Consider the following 21,074-nt stretch of genomic DNA (forward strand, 5'->3'; position numbering starts at 1 on the left):
AACGTCCCGTTTTGAACGGGAGTTTAAGGGGAGAATTTATAAGGTCCATTCTCTGCTTAAACACCCGTTCAAAAGGGTTAAATAAAAGGAGGCAATCATTAAAATGGCAGTTACATTGTATTATGAAAAAGACGCAGACCAAAGCGTACTTCAAGGTAAGACAATCGCAGTTATCGGTTACGGCAGCCAAGGCCACGCGCAAGCGCAAAACCTTCGCGACAGCGGTCTGAAAGTAGTTATCGGCCTTCGTCCGGGTAAATCCGCAGACGTTGCAGCAAAAGACGGTTTCGAAGTGTTGACTGTAGCTGAAGCGACTAAAGTTGCTGACGTTGTTCAAATTTTGCTCCCTGACGAAACCCAAGCGAAAGTATACGCGGAAGAAATCGAACCAAACCTGAAAAAAGGCGCGGCTCTGATGTTCTCCCACGGCTTCAACATTCACTACGGCCAAATCGTGCCTAGCAAAGACACGGACGTATTCCTGGTAGCTCCTAAATCCCCTGGTCATATGGTTCGCCGTACATACCAAGAGGGCTTCGGCGTTCCTGGTCTGATCGCAATCCACCAAGATGCTTCCGGCAACGCGAAAGCAATTGGTCTTGCTTACGCAAAAGGTATCGGCTGTACGCGTGCGGGCGTTATCGAAACTTCCTTCAAAGAAGAAACAGAAACCGACTTGTTCGGTGAGCAAGCCGTACTTTGCGGCGGCGCTTCCGCGCTCGTTAAAGCAGGCTTCGAAACTTTGGTTGAAGCTGGCTACGCTCCGGAAATGGCTTACTTCGAGTGCTTGCACGAGCTGAAGCTGATCGTTGACCTGATGTATGAAGGCGGTCTGGCTACAATGCGCGACTCGATCTCCAACACGGCTGAATACGGCGACTATGTAACTGGTCCTCGTATCGTTACCGAGGAAACGAAAAAAGAAATGAAACGCGTTCTGGAAGACATCCAATCCGGCCGCTTCGCGCGCGATTTCATCCTTGAAAACCAATCCAACCGTGCTATGCTGACTGCTACTCGCCGCAACGAGGCTGCTCATCCAATCGAGCAAACCGGCAAACAGCTGCGCGAACTGATGCACTGGATTAAGAAGTAATAATATCATAACCCGCAGATAAATGATCCCGGTTCGCCGGAGTGCGCGTAGGTTAGGGTCCAACTTGCCTGTCACGCGCTCTGTGCGGCCGGGATGATTCTGTTCCCGGAGGTGTAAGGCACAAATGCGAAAAATTTATATTTTTGACACGACGCTTCGCGACGGAGAGCAGTCTCCCGGTGTTAACCTGAACACAAAGGAAAAGGTTGAGATCGCGCTTCAGCTTGAGAAGCTTGGCGTTGACCGGATTGAAGCAGGCTTCCCTGCGGCTTCCCCGGGGGACCTCGCGGCGGTAAATGCGGTTGCGAGCGCAGTTAAGAATGCTACGATTATTGGCTTGTCACGCTCCCGCGAACAGGATATCGACGCGGTACGTGAAGCGCTGAAGGGCGCGCAGGATCCGTCCATTCACGTTTTCCTTGCAACAAGCCCCATCCACCGCAAGCATAAGCTTCGGATGGAGAAGGAGCAGGTGCTTGAAACGGCCGAACGTGCGATCACTTACGCGAAGAAGTATTTCAGCAAGATTGAGTTCTCGCTTGAGGATGCAGGGCGTACCGAACTGGATTTTGTCTGCCAAATGACGGACATGGCGATTCGCGCTGGCGCTTCCGTCGTGAATCTTCCGGATACGGTTGGTTATTTGAATCCGCTTGAATACGGCAATATCTTCAAGACGGTGAAGGAAAATGTACCAAACATCGAAAAAATTCAGCTTAGCGCCCACTGTCATGACGATCTCGGCATGGCAACGGCTAACGCCCTCGCGGCTATTCTGAACGGCGCCGACCAGATCGAAGGTACGATCAACGGTATCGGCGAACGGGCGGGTAACACGGCACTTGAGGAAGTCGCGCTGGCGCTCGAGACGCGTTTCGATTATTTTGGCGCAAAAACCGGCCTGAACCTGCAGGAAATCGCCAGAACAAGCCGTCTTGTCAGCAAGCTGACCGGCATGGTTATCCCTGGCAACAAAGCGATTGTTGGGGCCAACGCATTTGCGCATGAGTCCGGCATTCACCAGGATGGCATGCTGAAGGAGAAAACGACTTACGAGATTATCTCTCCGGAAACCATCGGTCTTCGCGATTCCAAGCTTGTTCTTGGCAAGCACTCGGGACGCCATGCGTTCCGCGAGAAGCTGATCGATCTTGGCTACGAGCTGGACGAAGAAGCGGTTAACGTTGCTTTCGCTAAATTCAAGGATTTGGCAGACCGCAAGAAGCATGTTACGGATGAAGATATCCGCGCCTTCTTGGAAGAGAAGCTGGTCGATACGCCGGAAGTTTATACGCTTGAAGCCATTCAAGTCAGCTACGGCAACCAATCTACGCCTAGTGCTTCCGTTCGCATCCGTACGGCTGAGAGCGAAACGCGCGAAGAAGTCGCCATCGGCAACGGCTCCGTGGACGCGATCTACAACGCGATCGATAAAGTTACGGCTGAAGCGGTTGAGCTTGAGGATTATTCCATCAAGTCCGTATCGCAAGGCAAGGATGCGCAAGGCGAGGTACACGTCGTGCTGAAGCAGGACGATATTTCCGCGCAAGGCCGCGGTCTCAGCACGGACATCCTTGAAGCGAGCGCACGTGCTTACATCGACGCGCTGAACCGCCTCATCGAGAAGCGCAAGTCCCCTGGACGACGCGACAAAATGAGCTTGATCTAACAAGCTAAAGCACCAACAAAAGCCAAACCGATAAAGTCTATTCAGACTTGCTCAGTTTGGCTTTTGCGGTTAGTTGAACAAAACAAATGAAGAATGGTACATAGGTTGAATGAAGGGAGCGGAATGAATGATTACCGAGACGCTGCAAACATCAAGAAGAGACGAAATGATTGATATTACGCGCAAGGTAGCTTCTATTGTTGCTCGCGAAGGGATCCAGGACGGGCTTGCCGTTGTGTACTGTCCGCATACGACGGCTGGGATTGCGATTCAGGAGAATGCCGATCCGGACGTGAAGCATGATATTCTGATGAGGCTCGATGAGGTATATCCCTGGGAGCATCCGAAATACCGCCATGCGGAAGGGAATACGGCCTCCCATCTGAAGGCGCTGACGACAGGGACAAGCCAGACGGTTATCATTAACGGGGGCAAGCTGGTGCTTGGCACTTGGCAGGGCATTTATTTCTGCGAGTTTGACGGGCCTCGTACGCGCCATTTTCATGTTAAGCTGATTGAGGGTTAAGGAAGAGGAACAGCCTTTATAAGCAGCACCTATAAAGATGATAGATTTTATATCTTGGATTTTCATGCTGCAAATGTGGTACAAAGGATAACAGAGTGAAAATAGCTTAATAGAGCGAATAAGAGGAGTGTTAAATAATGTCAGAAGTAAAAAAAATCGCTGTCATCGCCGGCGACGGTATCGGTCCAGAGGTTGTTGGCGAAGCGCTTAAAGTAATGAAAAAAACCGAGGAGCTGTTCGGTTACCAATTCGAATTCGAGCATGGACTGTTCGGCGGTATCGCCATCGACGAGAAAGGCACGCCGCTGCCGCAAGAAACGCTTGATATTTGCAAAAAGGCTGACGCTGTATTGCTCGGCGCTGTTGGCGGTCCGAAATGGGACAACAACCCGAAAGAGCTTCGTCCGGAAACAGGTCTGCTAGGCATCCGTAAAGCTCTGGGCTTGTTCTCGAACATCCGCCCAGCTAACGTGTTCGATTGCCTGAAGGAAGCATCGACACTGAAGCCTGAGGTTCTCGAAGGCACTGACCTGATCGTTGTCCGCGAGCTGACTGGCGGCATCTACTTCGGCGAGAAATTCCGCCGCGAAGGCGCAAACGGCGAAGAAGCGGTTGATACTTGCGTATACAACGTGCAAGAGGTTGAGCGCATCGTCCGTCAGGCTTTCGATATCGCGATGACCCGCAGCAAGCGTCTGGCTTCCGTCGATAAAGCTAACGTGCTCGAAACTTCCCGCCTGTGGCGTGAAGTGGTTAACCGGATCGCTCCTGAATATCCGGAAGTTGAGCTCGAGCATGTGCTCGTAGACAACTGCGCGATGCAATTGCTCCGTCGTCCTTCGAGCTTCGACGTTATCGTTACGGAAAACATGTTCGGCGACATCTTGAGCGACGAAGCAGCAATGCTGACGGGTTCGATCGGCATGCTCTCCTCCGCTTCCCTTGGCGAAGGCAGCTTTGGCCTGTACGAGCCGGTACACGGCTCCGCTCCTGACATTGCCGGTCAAGGCATCTCGAACCCGATTGCTACGATTCTTTCCGTTGCGCTCATGTTCCGCCTGACATTCGGCTACCATGAGGCGGCTCAAGTCATTGAAGACGCGGTTAAAAACGTTCTTGACGCCGGTCACCGTACGGGCGACATCGCGGTTGATAAAAGCACGGCAATCGGCACAAGCGCAATGGGCGATCTGATCGTTGCGGCAATGACAAAATAAGATCCTCTTATTTATAATTATTATAAATAAATATTAATTCCAATATTGACTTTATTCTAGGCTAGTGTTACTATTCTATAAGTAAGTCACGACTTAATAGTGACATTAACTATAAAAATTGTTGGATAGGTTAAGGAGGAATTGTATTATGGCAGAGCGTTTGGTTGGCCGTCCGGCTCCAGATTTCAAAATGGATACCGCAACAGGTGACGGTAAAGATTTCGGAACAGCATCCCTTGCTGATTACAAAGGTAAATGGCTGGTATTGTTCTTCTACCCACTCGACTTCACATTTGTTTGCCCAACTGAAATTACGGCTTTGAGCCTTGCTTCCGAGCAATTCAAAGCGCTGAATACAGAAGTTCTTGGCGTCTCCGTTGACAGCAAGCACAGCCACCGTGCTTGGATCAACACTCCGGTAAACGACAATGGCCTTGGCGAATTGAACTTCCCGCTGGCTGCCGACATCACAAAGAGCGTTGCTCGTGACTACGGCGTCCTGATTGAAGAAGAAGGCGTTGCTTTGCGCGGCCTGTTCATCATCGATCCGGAAGGCGAAGTGAAATACCAAGTCGTTAACCATAACGACGTAGGCCGCAGCGTTGACGAAACGCTTCGCGTACTGCAAGCTCTGCAATCCGGCGGTCTGTGCCCGATGAACTGGAAGCCAGGTCAACAGCACTTGGTTGCGAAATAAGTTCTGCTAAGCAGGAGAAAGCCCGTGCCACAATGTGGTACGGGCTTTTTATTGTTTTTTGGCCGATGAAGGTAAATCCTGGTTTGCATGTAGAACCAAGCCGGATTATGCTTGTAAAGCAGGAATTTCGGCAGGAAGAAGCGAATAGGTTTGAGAAGTAAGCATGCGCAAGTTAAGCTGACCCTTACGAAGTAGAATTATCGCAAAGACCGCGAGAATTCTTAGCTGATCCTTACGAAGCAGAATTTATCGCAAAGACCGCGTAAATTCTTAGCTGATCCTTACGAAGCAGAATTTATCGCAAAGACCGCGAAAAATTCTTTTAGGAGGTTGTCGCCCGATGAGCTTTTGTTGTGGAGCGAGTATGATCGGAACGAAAGGCACTTTGAAGCATATGCGAACTCATATTCATAATGTACCGATTCTTTTCTGTCCTGTATGCCACCGCGTAGAGATACATTATTTGATTGAGAATGAATATGAAATATTGGCTGAATACGCCCATGGGGACGGCGCCGCCGAAGTTGACTTCCAGGATTATGTGGAACAGGAAGGCAAAGCGTTGTATGAGAATTGCGTCAATCACGAGAATGAGGATCCCATGGAGGTTGTGTTGAGTCAAATCGATATATCGCTTGATCTGCTCAGCTTTGCGAAGCAGATTGGCGACGAGGCATGGGAAAACGAGCTTAAAACGCGTCTTGGTATGTTAAGCGGAAGACGAAATAAATTACGGCAGCGACGAACTTCTGTTTAACTTTTTAGCACGACCAAAGTTAAGCCTCCGAGTCGGGGGCTTTTTTTTCTAAGCATAAATACAACTGTACCATAGATTTCTCATATTAATTCTCATATTTCTAACATTTGCTAAGCGGGAACCCCCTAAAAAGAAAAGCATCTTATCGAAACTTATACAGAGAGGAGGATACTCTTCATGTTTAAACGGTTTTTGCGGAAATCACCCGCTAAAGCTGCGCATGACGAAAGATCAGCTCCTGAACAGATAATTAAACGAATTCATGACGGCGATGAACAATTGAGGGAAACGTTTATTTCCGATTACAAGCCGTATGTAGCGAAGGTGACGAGCGGATTCTGCAAGCGGTTCGTCGATCCCACCCGCGATGATGAGTTTAGCATAGCTTTAACGGCATTTAACGAAGCGATCACGCAGTTTTCCCCGGAGTCGGGCCGATCTTTCCTTAGCTTTGCCGAGACGGTCATGCGCCGCAGGCTTATTGACTATGTGCGCAAGGAGCAGCGTCATCTCAAGACGGTGCCGTATACGGCCTTTGACCAGCAGGATGAAGAGGAACAGACGTATAACCCGATCGATACCAAAATGGCTATCCAGGCTTATCAGCTGAAGCAAGACGGCGACGACAGGCGGCTCGAGATAGAGGAATATTCGAAGGAGCTGCAACAGTTCCAGATCTCTTTCATGGAGCTGGCCGACAGCTCGCCGAAGCATGCCGATTCCCGCCTGCTTCTGCAGGGTATTGCGCAGACGCTTGCGGGGCAGCGGGAGCTGTTTGCCCAGCTGTATGTATCGGGCAAGCTGCCGGTCAAAGAGCTCACGGAGCTATGCGGCGTATCGAGGAAAACGGTTGAGCGCAACCGTAAATATATTATTGCGATTTCACTTATTTTAAACGGTACATATCCGTATTTATCCGATTACTTAAACATTTCAGTGCCAATGCCAGGGAAGGAGGCGGGATTATGAAACGAGGGATTGTTCTCTCCATCGAAAACAAGAAGGCCGTCGTCATGACGGCGGATGGCCAATTCATTTCAATCCCGCATCAAGCCCATATGCGAGTCGGGGACGAAGCTTCGATTCCAGCGGAGACAGCCGCGCCGCCAAGGCGTAAACCAAAAAGAGTTTACTGGTATTCGGGGGCAGCAGCGGCCATCCTGCTCTTCTTTATTCCTTTCTTCTACCTGACTACGGCGGAAGCTCATCCGGTAGTTGCTTATGTGAGCCTTGACATTAATCCAAGCATCGAGATGGGCGTAGACCAACAGCAGCGCGTGCAGGAGCTGATCGGACTTAACCGCGACGGACAAGCGATCGTAAGCAAGATCAGCTATAAGGGCAAGTCTGTTGATACGGTTGCTGCCTCGATTATGAGTACGGTTGCGGCAGAGCATTACTTGGATAAACCGGATAAGGATATCGTGATTACAAGCTACATGCTGGAGGATAAAAGTCCCGGAGAAGAGCTTGAAAAGACGGTAACGAGTGCCGTCGACCAAATGATTCAAGAGGCAATCAAGGGGATTGACGCGGCTAAGGAGCCTAACGTAACGGTTCTGTCCGTTCCTTCGGAGGTGCGCGAGGAAGCATCCGCCAATGGCATTTCTTCCGGCAAGATGGCCGTTTATCTCATGGCCAAGGATGAAGGCTATCCTATTGAGCTCGAACAAATCAAGTCCCAGTCCCTGGCCGAAGCGACGAAATCAGTAGGCGGCGTGAAGAAAATCGTGGAGAAGGGTGTCACCAAGGAGAAGCTGAAAGAGCTTGCCGTCAAGGAAAAGCAAAACAATTCGCAAGCAACGGCTACGCCTGTTGCGGATAAAGCCGCATCCTCGCAAGGCGGAACAGCCTTAGGCGCAACCATCAACAAAACCGCGCCGGTCAAACCAACCGAGGGTCCGCTGAAGCATCCGAATAGACCGTCCCATACGGAAAAACCGTCTTGGTCCAGAGAGAATAACCCGCATAAGCCTTCCATCCCTGCGAAGCCGGTATCACCAAGCAAGCCGTCCGGCTCGGATCAGAATAAATGGCAAAGCGGGAATTGGCCTAAAGGAAAGAATAATTCGGATAAAGACCGTGACGACGATCGGGATGATGAAATAAACAGTTCCGATAAGGACAATTCGGTAAACGGTTCAAGCAAGCTTGAGAAGTGGACTTGGCGGAACGAGGATAACCATAATGACGATGAAGAGGGGGATGACCGCATACATAACCGTAATGACAATAAGAAGGACAATGACCGGGAAGGCCGCAGCAACAACCGGGATAAATAATAACTCGAATCATGGGACGTTGGACACGGGAATAAAGTCGGTTTTTCGATGGAAAAGACGTCCATCTTTCGACAAAGTCTCCGATTGACAGCTATTGGCAATAACTCCTATGATAATAGAGATATGTAAGGTTGTTAAATGTTGTAAATCGTTGTGGCCGGGGAGGGTTGATGATGCATTCCATTAGAAAGCGCTATTTCCCGGCGCTTGCCGAATATATTCGTGGCGGCGAGGAGCAGTCCCTCTACAAAGCATCAGAACTCGGTAGAGACATTAAAGGGTTCAACCCTGAGGAGATTATTGCTGTTCACGAGGAAAGTATCCAATATTTGGCCGCCAATGTGGAATCCGAAGAAGCGTTAAAGCTTTATAATCAATCATTCATGTTTCTAATAGAAGTGATGGTTGCCCACAGAATGAACGAAGTACCGGCTGAAACGGTCGAACAGAAGTTTTCGGATATGCGCGAGAGGCTTTTTCTTTCCAACCGCTCCTTTGAGATGGTTAAACATAAGTATGAGAACGTCCTCCAGCATATGGACAGCGGCATTGCGTTGTTTGACAGCGACGGGATCTTGTCATTTATCAACGTCCGGATGGCGAAGCTTCTCGATATTCCGCGCAAAACGTTAGTCGGCTGCAATTTGCGGGAGATTCTGCTGCATCCGCTGCTGAAGCGGTCTACCAAGCGAGTTATTCTCCGCCTACATAAGGAAATGATTCTAAAACGGAATGTGTACTACGAGTTCCAGGATAAGGACGGCAAGCATTTGCTTGTGTCCTTTACTTACGGCGATCAGATGAACGGCGATTTTTTAATCAGCGTGAAGGATGTTTCCGAGTATAAGCAAATCGAGCAGACCGCGCTGCAGAACGACAAGCTGGCCATGCTGGGCCGGATTGCGGCAGCGATTGCTCACGAGATCCGTAACCCGCTCACTTCTATTCGCGGGTTTATTCAATTACTGCGGCCTTATTTGATGCAGCTTGGCAAGGAAGAGTATGCCCGGATTATTCTTACGGAGATCGACCGGGCGAATGATATTATTTTCGAATTCTTGAATTCTTCCAAGCCGTCAGCGCCAATGAAGAAGTCCGTATCGATTAACCGGCTGATACAAGAGGTTATTCTTCTGACCGAAAGCGAAGCGCTGATGCGCAACTGCGACATTCAATTGGAAACCTACGAGAATGAACGTGATTTGATGGTCTCCATCGACGTGAAGCAGATCAAGCAGGTCATTCTGAATATCGTCAAAAATTCGATTGACGCCATTGAGTCGTTGCAGGAAGCGCGCAGAGGCCGGATTGATTTGGTGGTGAGATCGGATGGCCAATTTGCGGAGATTACGTTGAAAGACAACGGCAAAGGAATGGACAAAGCAACGCTTGCCCGTTTGTTTGATCCCTTCTTTACGACAAAGGAAGCAGGAACCGGTCTTGGCTTGTCCGTCAGCTACCGGATAATCCGGAATCATGGCGGCTCCATCCGGGTGGACAGTACCGAGGGCAGCGGTACCTCGTTTGTTATCTATTTGCCATTAGCGGAATAAACGATTAGAATCGGGGATAGATCGCTTATTAGGATGCGATCCCCGATTTTGTCATTGAAAGAGAGGAATTATTTGATGCGTACACATTTTACATATGAACCGGCGGCAACGGCAGGTTCAGCGGATGCGATCGTGAGACTGATTAACAGCGCCGAGCTTAAGGCCGGCAGCATGGCGGAGTGGGTGCAGCCGCAAATCGACGAGGCGGTTCGCGGACTGCATGCCAAGGGCTTGTTTAAGGCGGAGCCGGAACAAACCGAGACGTTGTCGACGCTTGGGCTTCATTCGGCTTCCCATGTTATTTTTGCGGGCTATGACGATAAAACCGGCTTGCAAGGCCTTCGTCTTGCGGCAGCGGCAGCCGCAAATGCCCTAAAGCGGATCAAAGCGCAAACCGCGCAAATCCGTCTGCCAGAGGCGATTATTTCGTCTGCCGACTATACCGCGCAGCAAGCTGCGCAGGCCTTGGTGGAAGGACTAACGCTTGCGGTATACGACCGTGTTCCGGAATTACGTCAAGCCAAGCAGCGTTATGAGCTTTCCCATGTATCTTTTGTGCCGGCAGCGGGAGCTGCGGTTCCGGCAGATATCGCGGAAAAGTGGAACGAAGGCATGATGGTGGGCCAGCTTTACGCGGAAGGCGTTAAGGTAGCGCGCGATTTGACCAATCTGCCCGGCAATCAGCTGGTTCCCGAATCTCTCGCCGCCCACGCGGAAGAGCTTGCCCGCGAATGGGATCTGGATATCGAAGTGCTCGATGAGTGGGCGGCGATTGAGCAGGGAATGGGCGGCTTGCTGGCCGTTGGCCAGGGCAGTGTCCATGCGCCAAGAATGATTGTTCTTCATTATAAAGGCGCTCCCGACAAGGAAGAGGCATGGGGATTAATCGGCAAGGGCATCACCTTTGATACGGGCGGCATTTCGCTCAAGAAAGGGCCTGGCATGGAGGAAATGATCTCCGATATGGGCGGCGCGGCAGCCGTGCTTGGCGCAATGCGCATTATCGGCGAGCTTAAGCCGGAAGTAAACGTCATTGCGGTTATCCCGACAGCGGAAAATATGCCGTCTGCCCAAGCGTTTAAACCGGGCGATGTCATTAAAATGATGAATGGCTTAACGGTTGAAATCGTCAATACGGACGCGGAAGGACGTCTTGTTCTTGGAGACGGCCTGACAACGGCAATCCGCAGAGGCGCGACGCAGCTGGTAGACGTAGCAACGCTAACAGGAGCGGTGATGGTCGCGTTAGGCACGGAAGCGACGGGCGCCATTACCAATAACGAAGCGCTGATGCAGCAGGTGTTCGAGGCTGCCGGGCGCAGCGGCGAGCGGATCTGGCAGCTTCCGGCATTTCCGGAGTATAAGAGACAGCTCAGAAGCGATGCCGCAGATTTGAAGAACAGCGGCGGACGCTATGCCGGAGCAACCACAGGCGGTTTGTTTATCGGCGCTTTCGCAGAGGAGCTTCCTTGGGTTCATCTGGACATTGCCGGTACGGCATTCCTTGATAAGAGCCGCGGACTGGAGCCAAAAGGAGCAACCGGCGTAATGGTTCGCACGCTGGTCGAGCTGGTAACGAAGAACGGGGGCTAATCCTTGAAACTGCTAGTTATGAACGGCTGAAATCCAGCCGTCATAGCTGGCTGTTTTTTTTATTATCTCGAGAGCCGTTTCTCTTTAATTCACAAAGAAAGTTCTATAGTTTCTTGGTATTGGACAAGGTTTAACCGCTTTATAATTTTCCCTATGAGCTTGGCTTAACGCAATAAGAGAAAATTTGAAATCGCTTACAGAATAAATGCTCTTTGTTCAAAAGACCTAACTATAGGAGAAAAACAGGTAATCGGAGCAGGATGTTTTCTATTAAGATTGCTTTTATAATTATTAATGTCATTAAGGATCGGCTTTAAAACGTCAGGGGGCTTCGCATATGTACAAAGTGCTTTTAGTGGATGATGAGATGTTTGTGCGCAAAGGGTTAAGAAATTTAATAGATTGGGAATCGCTTGGCTATGACATTTGCGATGAAGCGGGTAACGGACAGGAAGCCTTAGAGAAAATACGGCTGCTTAAGCCGGATCTTGTTATCGCGGATATCCGGATGCCGGTGCTGGACGGACTGGAGCTTATTCAAAAGGTTACCGAGGAAGGCGCGTACAGCCCCGCCTTTATTATCGTCAGCGGGTATCATGATTTCCAATATGCGCAGCGCGCTCTCCGTTACGGCGTCCATGACTATATATTAAAGCCTATCGATGAGGCTGAACTGGAAACAACCTTGAAGACGCTTTCCGGAACGCTGGGCTTAAAAAAGCTGACAACAATCGCAGGGGACAGCCTGGTTACCGACTCTATCGTGGAAACGCTTGTTCAAGGCCAGTTCTCGGAGGCCGATAACGGAGCTTTATGCGCCGCGCTGCAAATGCCGGAGTTCTCCAGCTTTGATTATGTGCTGGTTGAGCTTCATGCCGGTCCGCAATCCGCGTGCACCGACTGGCAGGCCAAGGAGCTGGCTGCTGCAGCGCAATCGGTGAGCGCTGCTCCGAACGGCAAAATTCCGGTCTATGAGCAGGCGAGCGGTTTATTTGGTTTGCTGATTGACCAGAAGACGTACTTTTCGCCGGAAACGCGGGCGGAAACCGTCTATAGCAGCCTTCAAGCAGCGATTACGAAGTCTTCCGGCAGACCCGTCACCTTGTATATCGGCAAGACCGTGGAACGGCTGCAGGAAATGCATCTTTCCTACAGGTCGGCAAATGAAGCCATGTCCTATAAATACGCCGAGCAAGGCAGCACCGTTATTTACGCGAACCAGGTACAGGGGACTCCGCTGTATTATTTCGATGTCGATTCGGAGCTGTACGGCAGATTGCTCGAGAGGCTGGAGGAGAACGACGCGGAATTGTATGAGCAGGATATTGAGCTGTTATTCCGCCAGTTCGTGGAGAAGCGGTTTGCGCCCAATGCGGTTGCCAATACCATTACCCGGTTTGCGATCGGGATTATTAATATTATCCGGAAGATGGAGGGTGACGAGAAGGGACTTAGCAAGCTCCCGTTCATCATGGATTGGCAGGGCAGCCATAGCCGTCTGCAGGATTTGAAGGGCCTCTTCACGGATTTCCTCCGCGAGGCTGCCGCTTATCTGGCCGAGCTGCGGAACGAGCAGTCCAAGGGCGGGATTGAACGCATCAAGAAATACATCGAAGCGAACTATACCGAGAATATCAGCCTTAAGAGCATTGCGGGCAAATTTTACATGAACTCCGTTTATTTGGGGCAGTTGTTCCGCAAAACCTACGGGATTTATTTTAATGATTTTTTACTTCATATTCGGATCGGAGAGGCCAAAAAGCTGCTTCGACAGACCGATTTCCGGATGTACGAGATTGCGGAGAAAGTGGGCTTTCAGAACGCCGATTATTTCGTGACCCAATTCGAGAAGCTGGAGAAAGTGACTCCGACCGATTACCGCAACAAGCTGCTGGGCAAAAAATAAACGGGTGGAGATTTGATGGGCAGATTTCATTGGAATCATCTTAAATTGCGGGACAAGCTTTTGCTGATGTATATCTTATGCGTATTTATCCCGATCGTATTGACTAACATCGTTTTTTATAACGTGACAACCAACAATATTAAAAACCAAAAATCGCATGACGCCGACATCGCCCTGGAGAAGCTTCAGGGCGAGCTTCGCGCTGTCATCGACGAGGCCGCGGGCATCTCGTACCTGTATTATATCGATCCGATGCTGAATCAGCTGCTGGACAAAAAATACGAATCCCAAATTGAATACGTAGAGGCTTTCAACAATATCCGAAGCGTCTTCAACAAATCCGAGCAGGCGTACAAAACGACCAGCGCCACGGTTATTTATACCGATAATCCAACCGTGCTTTCCTCCGGACCTATAATGCCTCTTGGCGAAGCGGAGAGGGAAGCCGACTGGTACCGGGATTTTATGAAGACGAATGTGTCTTATCCGTTGTTCATACAGGATGGAGACACGTTTAGCCTCGTTCAAAGACTGAACTATGTCAAAGGCAACGGCTATAACAATCTGATCAAGATTGATCTCAACATGGCGACGGTCAAGCAGCTGTTTGCGATATCCGGCTTTGAGGGCAGTGTGTACTTCCTGAATCCGGAAGGCACGGTCCTCTACTCCAATGACCCCGGCGTAGACTGGCGCTCACAGGGGCTTAAGATCGAAGCGCTGCCGATGCCGAAGAACTCACTCTCCTTTGACAAAGTTTACACCAACAACAATTACTTGAACGACTGGTCTCTGCATGGCGTCATTAACGAGAGAAGCTTCCTGCATGACGTGCGGAAATCCGGCTCCTTCGTCATCTATCTGGCGCTTATTAATTTCGTGCTGCCTTCTTTGATTATCGCCGCATTGTCCAGATCCATAAACAAACGTCTCGTCAAGATTGTAAAGCATATGAAAAAGGTAAAAAACCAGCATTTCGAGACGATCCCGCTTGACGACGCGCGCGATGAGATCGGCCAGTTGACAGGAGAATTCAACCGGATGACCAAGCGGATCGACAATCTCATTACCGACGTCTACCTCGCCGATATCCAGAAGAAGGATCTGGAGATTCGTCAACGGCAGGCCCAGCTTCATGCCCTTCACAGCCAGATCAATCCCCACTTCCTGTTCAATTCGCTCGAAACGATTCGGATGCGGAGCCTGATGAAAGGGGAGACCGAGACGGCAAAGACGATTCACTATATGGCAAAGATTTTCCGGAAGTCGATTTCCTGGAAGCGAAGCTGGGTATCGGTCCGCGAGGAGATTGAGCTGACCGAATGCTTCCTTGAAATCCAGAAATACAGGTTTGGCGATAAGCTGCAATACCAGATTACCGTTGAGGAAGCGGTTTACGATCAGATGATCCCGAAGATGACCTTCCTGCCGTTTGTCGAGAACGCCAGCATACATGGCATTGAAAGCTCTCCGGGAATCGGTCTTATTCAGATTCACATCGGGATTGCCGGCGGCAAGCTGATGTTCAGGCTGTCGGACAACGGGATTGGCATGTCCGAGGCCAAGCTGACGGAGCTGCTGAATTACCTGCGTTTGGATGATTCCATCGGAGACAATGTCGGCATGAAAAATGTGTATACCCGGCTGAAGCTATGCTATAAAGACTCCTTCGATTTCGACATTATCAGCGAAGAAGGCCATGGAACAACCGTTGAGCTGCGCCTTCCTCTCGACATGAACGGACAATAAAGGACAAAAAAGCTGAACTATGCTTTTCAAAGTACGAACTAAAGTTTGAGGGGTAATCAAGCTTTCGGATTCGTTTTATGATGAAAGTGCTTACAACAAACACGTTGAAATGACGAAAGGGGTCTAAACAGAAATGGTTAACAAAAAGCTTTTAACTGTCAGCTTGGCTGCTGCTATGTTAGCTGTTACGGCATCCGCTTGCGGTGGCAATAACGATAACAGCAATGGGAATAGCGGTAACTCCGGCAACAGCGGCAATGCAGCTTCCAACTCCTCTTCTCCGGAAGCGGATGACAAAACACCCGTCACTTTCTCGTACTACAGCTTCTCCAGCCAGAAGGACACTCTTGCGAGCGACACCGTTATCGGTAAAGAGCTGCAAAAGCAAACCGGCGTGGACTGGAAAATGGAATTCCTCGTTGGCGACCCGCAAACGAAATCCGGCGTTATGATCGCAAGCGGCGACTATCCGGACGTTATCGTTCCGGAAGGCGAAATCGACAAGCTGCTAGACGCCGGCGCTTTTATTCCTCTTGATGATCTGATCGAGAAATACGGTCCAAACATCAAGCGCGTATACGGTCCTTATTTCGATAAATTCAGACAAGCCGACGGCAAAATGTACTTCCTTCCGTTTGGCGCGAACCAAGGCTACATCGGCGATCCGGGCATCAGCCAAGGCGCATTCTGGATCCAGCGCTCCGTCCTGAAGGAAGCGGGTTATCCGAAGATCAAGACGCTTGACCAATACTTCGATCTGATCAAGCAATACCAAGAGAAGCATCCGCAAGTGGACGGCAAGGACACGATTGGCTTTGCCTCCCTTGCAGGTCCTGCCGACAGCTTCTTCTCGATCACGAACCCTTCCATGCACCTTGCGGGGTACCCGAATGACGGCGACGTTATCGTCGACATGAACACGCATGAGGCTAAAACCTACGCCGCTACGGACATCGAGAAAAAATGGCTGCAAAAGCTGAACGAAGTAAACGCGGAAGGCTTGTTCGATCCGGAGACCTTTACGGCGAACAAAGACCAATTCCTGGCGAAGCTGACTTCCGGCCGCGTGCTTGGCTACTTCAACTATGCATGGCAGGTTGGCGACGCGACGAACAACCTGAAGAAAGCCGGCATCGACGAGAAGCGTTACGCTCCGCTGCCAATCGTGTTCGACGAGAATACAAAAGACCAATACGTAGATCCGCCTAGCTTTGTTAACAACCGAGGTATCGGTATCTCGGTAAAAGCGAAAGACCCTGTACGCATCATCAAGTACTTCGATAACCTGCTTAAAGAAGAGAACCAGGTTCTCGTTCAGTGGGGCGTTAAAGACCAGAACTATACCGTGGACGCAAACGGCCGCTACGTAATGAGCGCGCAGCAAATCGCCGACCGCAACGACCCCGAGAAGAAACGCACCATCGGATGGCAGTATTTCGAATACAGCTGGCCGCGTTACGGCAACAACTCCGTACTGGCCGACGGCAACGCATACGGCGTAGGCAACCAGCCTGAAGTGGCTTACGCGGGTTACACGGACGGCGACAAAGCGCTGCTGGACGCCTATGGCGTGAAGACCTTCTCCGAATACTTCTCGAAGCCTGACGAGCGCGCTTGGTACCCGGCATGGAGTATCAACAAAGGCCAAGGCACGCCCGAGCAGATCTTCCAGCAAAAAGCCGGCGACCTGCAAAAGAAATTCGTTCCGAAGCTCGTTCTTGCCAAGCCAAGCGAATTCGATTCGATCTGGAACGACTATGTGGGCCAAATGGGCAAGCTTGACGTGAAGGGCTATGAAACCTTCGTAACGAAGGTGGTACAGGACCGCATCGCGGGCAAGTGGTAATGAGATAAAAGTAGACGGAAGGCCGGAAAGCTGATTCCGGCCTTCCGATCTATTGGATTCATGCAGGATGCTAGAGAGGGGAAGAGCAAGTGGAGAACATACAAAAAGCTGCACCATCTGTTGTCAGGAGTCCCAAAGCAAGCGAATCGCGGCTTCAACTGTTTTTCAAAAAGCTAATGCAGCAAAAAGTGCTCGTGTTTATGTCGATGCCGTTTGTATTATGGCTGTTCCTGTTTAAGTACGTACCGCTCTGGGGCTGGACCATTTCCTTTCAAAAGTTCAGACCGGCTAAGGATTTGTTCGATCAGGAATGGGTAGGCTGGAAAAACTTCCGCTTCCTGTTCAGCGACGATTCCTTCTACCGCGTGTTAAGAAACACGATCGTGATGAGCTCCATCAATCTCGTATTAGGTTTTGTTACCGCCATCGTACTGGCGATATTATTAAACGAGCTTCGCCAAGTGATGTTCAAGCGGGTCGTTCAGACGATCAGCTACTTACCGCATTTCATTTCCTGGGTCGTTGCGGCCAATATTATATCTTCGGCGCTTGCGCCGGAAGGGATCGTTAATATCCTATTGACGAAAATGCATCTGATTGATCAGCCTGTCTTATGGCTGGGCAAAGGGAATTACTTCTGGGGCATCCTTGGTGCGTCGGAGGTTTGGAAGAACGTCGGCTGGAACACCATTATTTATTTGGCGGCCATTACAACCATTGATCCTTCCCAATATGAAGCTGCCGAGATTGACGGGGCGAACCGCTTCCAGCGTATCCTGCATATTACTTTGCCGGGTCTGAAGTCGGTTATCGTGATCCTGTTGATCATGAACCTTGGAAATATTTTGGAATCGGGATTTGAGCCGCAATACCTGCTGGGCAACGGGATGACCGTGGACTATTCCGAGAACCTTGATATATTTGTGTTGAAATACGGCATGAACATGGGCAACTATTCCTTGGCTACCGCAGCCGGCATGTTCAAAACGGTCGTTAGCTTTATCTTCCTCTTGTCGGCCAACTCGATTGCGAAGCGGCTTGGCGAGAGCAGACTGTTCTAGATTGACCCGAAAGTTGGATGAAGCAAGGAGGCTATCGACATGAAAGAGAGTTCGGCCAAAGCCAGGTACAGCTCTTTACCGGATAAGATTTTTGATATAAGTAATATAGTTTTTATGTTGCTCGTCGTGACGGTTACGCTATATCCTTTCCTTAATATGTTCGCGTTGTCGTTCAACGATGCGAATGATTCGATCCGCGGCGGCATTTACGCTTGGCCAAGGATGTGGACTTGGGATAACTATCATTACATTTTTAATGAAGCATCGATCTATCACGCTACGCTGATCTCCGCCTTGCGTACCATTGCCGGAACGGTTACTTCCGTCTTCTGCACGGCTATGCTGGCTTATACGATCAGCCGCCAGGAGTTTGTTCTCCGCAAATTCGTAACGCTGGTCGCGATCTTCACGATGTACTTCAGCGGCGGTCTCATTCCCGGGTACCTGCTGATCAAAGAGCTTCATATGATTAACTCGTTCTGGGTTTACATTATTCCCGGCATCATCGGCGTCTTTAATATGATCGTTATCCGTTCCTTTATCGAGGGCTTGCCGGACGGCATTATGGAATCGGCGAAAATCGACGGCGCGGGAGAGTTCATCACCTTCATGCGCATCGTATTGCCGCTGACCGTGCCTGCTCTTGCGACCGTATCGCTCTTCGTGGCGGTGTATCAATGGAATTCCTGGTTTGACGTATTCTTGTACAACTCATCGCATCTTAACCTGAGCACCCTGCAATACGAGTTGATGAAAATACTGCAAACCTCCAATACGGCGGCATCGTCAACCAATGCAGGCGATCAGTTTGCAGCCGGACAAAGCGGCGTAACGGCGGTTACGCCAACCTCGATCCGAGCGACGATGACGATAGTTGCGAGTCTGCCGATTATTCTGGTTTATCCGTTCCTGCAGAAATACTTTGTTAAAGGGATGACCGTCGGCGGCGTTAAAGGTTAATCGCTTGAATCGCGCGTCCCTCGACTTGTATCGGGCGGGCGCGTTTTTGTTCGAATTCCGGCTGTTCGCGGGACAATTTCTATTAGGGGGATGAAAGATGGGAGACAACGGATACGCAGCATGGCTGAGATACGATCAGGTGAAGGACGAAAGGCTTGCCGAGCCATACAAAAGCTGGGCGGGCGAGCTTGTGCTGCCTTCGGGAGTGCCGGTTGAGGGGATCCTGAAGACGGCCGCTTTGGAATTGTCGCGGGGAATCCGCTCCATGCTGGGCGCAGCGCCTTCGGTTACGCATGAAGCCTCTTTGCAGCGGTTTATCGTGCTGGAGGTTCTCGGCGGCGACTCTTGGGTGGATCAGTCGGCCGGCGATGCGGCGGCTCTATCTGATGAGGGCTACCTCTTAAAAACCGTTCGGGAGGCGGAGAAAGAGTATATCATCGCGGCCGGCAAGTCCGAGAGAGGAGTATTGTACGCGGTATTCCATCTGCTGCGCCTGATGCAGTCCGGGGCTGCGATTGATCAGTTGAATCTGGCCGAGTCGCCGAAATACGGCCTGCGCATGATTAACCATTGGGATAACCTCGACGGCAGCGTGGAACGCGGTTATTCCGGCCGTTCGATCTTTTACGATAACAACCAGGTGCTGTCCGATTCGGAACGGATCCGCGATTATGCCCGTCTGATGGCATCGGTCGGCATTAACGGCATTGCCATTAACAATGTCAACGTGCACCGCGAAGAGACGTTTCTTATAACGGAAAAGCTTCTTCCGGATGTTGAGAGCATTGCCGGGGTGTTCGGCGAATACGGCATTAAGCTGTTCCTGAGCGTGAACTACGCCGGAACGATTGAGATTGGCGGCCTGGAAACGGCCGATCCTCTTGATCCGGCTGTGCGCGGCTGGTGGAAGGAGAAGGCGGCCGAAGTGTACCGTTATATTCCGGACTTTGGCGGCTTCCTGGTAAAAGCCGATTCCGAGAATCGTCCCGGTCCGTTTACCTACGGACGCGACCATGCGGACGGAGCCAACATGCTGGCCGAAGCCTTGGAACCGTACGGCGGACTTGTGCTCTGGCGCTGCTTCGTCTACAACTGCCATCAGGACTGGCGCGACCGTTCAACCGATCGTGCGCGTGCCGCTTACGATCACTTTAAGCCGCTGGACGGACGCTTCAAGGACAATGTGATTCTGCAGATTAAGAACGGTCCGATGGATTTCCAGGTCCGCGAGCCGGTCTCGCCGCTCTTTGGCGCAATGGAGCATACCAACCAGATGATGGAGTTTCAGATTGCCCAGGAATATACGGGCCAGCAGAAGGATGTCTGCTTCCTCATTCCGCAGTGGAAGGAAGTCTTGAACTTTGATACCCATGTCAAAGGCGCGGGCAGCACGGTCAAGGAGATTGCGGCAGGCAGCGTCCATGCCTATACTTATAGCGGCATTACGGCCGTCAGCAATATCGGCAATGACGAGAACTGGACCGGGCATCATCTCGCGCAGGCGAATTTGTACGGCTACGGCCGCTTGATCTGGAATCCGGAGCTGTCTTCGGAGGAGATTGCGGCGGAATGGGCTGTTCAGACGTTTGGGGGGGACAACAACGTCCGGGAGGTACTTGTTAACTTCCTGCTTGAATCCTGGTCCATCTACGAGAGTTATACGGCGCCGCTTGGCGTGGGCTGGATGGTTACGCCTCATTACCACTACGGACCGGATATTGACGGCTACGAATATTCCAAGTGGGGAACGTACCATTTTGCCGACCATAAGGGTATCGGAGTGGACCGTACGGCTGCGACGGGTACAGGCTACAGCAGCCAGTATACGCAGCCGATTGCCGAGGTCTACGACAGCCTGGAGACTTGCCCGGACGAGCTGCTGCTCTTCTTCCATCATGTGCCTTACACGCATCGGCTGAAATCGGGCAAGACGGTTATTCAGCATATTTACGATACGCATTTCGCCGGCGTGGAGCGGGTGGAATATTGGATGAGCCGCTGGCAGGAGCTTGAGGGTCTCGTTGACGGCAACCGGTTCCGCCATGTAATGGGCCGCATGAATAAGCAGCTGGAGAATGCCAAGCAATGGCGCGACATCGTTAATACGTACTTCTTCCGCAAATCCGGCATTCCGGATGCTCATAACCGGGTAATTTACTAAT

Annotated in this window: 16 protein-coding genes; all 16 read left to right on the forward strand. The window is 50.8% G+C overall.

The window, feature by feature from the left end:
* The first annotated feature begins 103 nt into the window (after positions 1 to 103).
* The 16 genes from ilvC to FHT67_RS00870 all read left to right on the forward strand — a co-directional run bounded on the left by ilvC (position 104) and on the right by FHT67_RS00870 (position 21,073).
* On the forward strand, positions 104 to 1,096 hold the full coding sequence (ilvC, locus tag FHT67_RS00795; RefSeq protein WP_132303138.1) for a ketol-acid reductoisomerase: 993 nt from the start codon (positions 104 to 106) through the stop codon (positions 1,094 to 1,096).
* A 124-nt stretch (positions 1,097 to 1,220) separates the two neighbouring features.
* Positions 1,221 to 2,765 carry a 2-isopropylmalate synthase gene (locus FHT67_RS00800; protein ID WP_116393954.1) on the forward strand — a complete coding sequence of 515 codons (1,545 nt, stop codon included), beginning with the start codon at positions 1,221 to 1,223 and terminating at the stop codon, positions 2,763 to 2,765.
* 127 nt (positions 2,766 to 2,892) lie between these two features.
* Complete coding sequence (locus FHT67_RS00805) at positions 2,893 to 3,291, forward strand: secondary thiamine-phosphate synthase enzyme YjbQ (RefSeq protein WP_167194816.1); 399 nt, start codon at positions 2,893 to 2,895, stop codon at positions 3,289 to 3,291.
* Positions 3,292 to 3,428: 137 nt separating this feature from the next.
* Positions 3,429 to 4,508 (forward strand): 3-isopropylmalate dehydrogenase, encoded by a 1,080-nt coding sequence (gene leuB, locus FHT67_RS00810; protein WP_167194819.1) that lies wholly within the window; start codon positions 3,429 to 3,431, stop codon positions 4,506 to 4,508.
* A gap of 148 nt (positions 4,509 to 4,656) precedes the next feature.
* The gene (locus FHT67_RS00815) at positions 4,657 to 5,205 is read left to right on the forward strand and encodes a peroxiredoxin (RefSeq protein WP_132303142.1); all 549 of its coding nucleotides are present in this window, start codon (positions 4,657 to 4,659) and stop codon (positions 5,203 to 5,205) included.
* 340 nt (positions 5,206 to 5,545) lie between these two features.
* Positions 5,546 to 5,962 carry a hypothetical protein gene (locus FHT67_RS00820; RefSeq protein WP_015842935.1) on the forward strand — a complete coding sequence of 139 codons (417 nt, stop codon included), beginning with the start codon at positions 5,546 to 5,548 and terminating at the stop codon, positions 5,960 to 5,962.
* A 177-nt stretch (positions 5,963 to 6,139) separates the two neighbouring features.
* A complete protein-coding gene (gene sigI / locus FHT67_RS00825) occupies positions 6,140 to 6,931 on the forward strand; it encodes an RNA polymerase sigma factor SigI (RefSeq protein ID WP_167194822.1) in 792 nt (263 codons plus the stop codon).
* A complete protein-coding gene (locus tag FHT67_RS00830) occupies positions 6,928 to 8,244 on the forward strand; it encodes an anti-sigma factor domain-containing protein (RefSeq protein WP_167194825.1) in 1,317 nt (438 codons plus the stop codon). The genes sigI and FHT67_RS00830 overlap by 4 nt, the downstream gene beginning before the upstream one ends.
* A gap of 173 nt (positions 8,245 to 8,417) precedes the next feature.
* Complete coding sequence (locus tag FHT67_RS00835) at positions 8,418 to 9,797, forward strand: ATP-binding protein (protein ID WP_132303145.1); 1,380 nt, start codon at positions 8,418 to 8,420, stop codon at positions 9,795 to 9,797.
* A gap of 75 nt (positions 9,798 to 9,872) precedes the next feature.
* Positions 9,873 to 11,390, forward strand: coding sequence for a leucyl aminopeptidase (locus tag FHT67_RS00840; protein ID WP_132303146.1), 1,518 nt, complete (start codon positions 9,873 to 9,875; stop codon positions 11,388 to 11,390).
* A gap of 337 nt (positions 11,391 to 11,727) precedes the next feature.
* The gene (locus FHT67_RS00845) at positions 11,728 to 13,296 is read left to right on the forward strand and encodes a response regulator (RefSeq protein WP_132303147.1); all 1,569 of its coding nucleotides are present in this window, start codon (positions 11,728 to 11,730) and stop codon (positions 13,294 to 13,296) included.
* 15 nt (positions 13,297 to 13,311) lie between these two features.
* The gene (locus tag FHT67_RS00850; protein WP_167194828.1) at positions 13,312 to 15,045 is read left to right on the forward strand and encodes a sensor histidine kinase; all 1,734 of its coding nucleotides are present in this window, start codon (positions 13,312 to 13,314) and stop codon (positions 15,043 to 15,045) included.
* 133 nt (positions 15,046 to 15,178) lie between these two features.
* On the forward strand, positions 15,179 to 16,891 hold the full coding sequence (locus FHT67_RS00855; protein ID WP_132303149.1) for an ABC transporter substrate-binding protein: 1,713 nt from the start codon (positions 15,179 to 15,181) through the stop codon (positions 16,889 to 16,891).
* An 89-nt stretch (positions 16,892 to 16,980) separates the two neighbouring features.
* Positions 16,981 to 17,952, forward strand: a complete 972-nt coding sequence (locus FHT67_RS00860; protein WP_167194831.1) for an ABC transporter permease subunit — start codon at positions 16,981 to 16,983, stop codon at positions 17,950 to 17,952.
* Positions 17,953 to 17,991: 39 nt separating this feature from the next.
* Positions 17,992 to 18,912, forward strand: coding sequence for a carbohydrate ABC transporter permease (locus FHT67_RS00865; protein WP_132303151.1), 921 nt, complete (start codon positions 17,992 to 17,994; stop codon positions 18,910 to 18,912).
* A 97-nt stretch (positions 18,913 to 19,009) separates the two neighbouring features.
* On the forward strand, positions 19,010 to 21,073 hold the full coding sequence (locus FHT67_RS00870; RefSeq protein ID WP_167194834.1) for an alpha-glucuronidase family glycosyl hydrolase: 2,064 nt from the start codon (positions 19,010 to 19,012) through the stop codon (positions 21,071 to 21,073).
* Position 21,074 lies beyond the last annotated feature (1 nt).

This window comes from Paenibacillus sp. BK720, from assembly GCF_011761545.1.
Taxonomy (GTDB): domain Bacteria; phylum Bacillota; class Bacilli; order Paenibacillales; family Paenibacillaceae; genus Pristimantibacillus.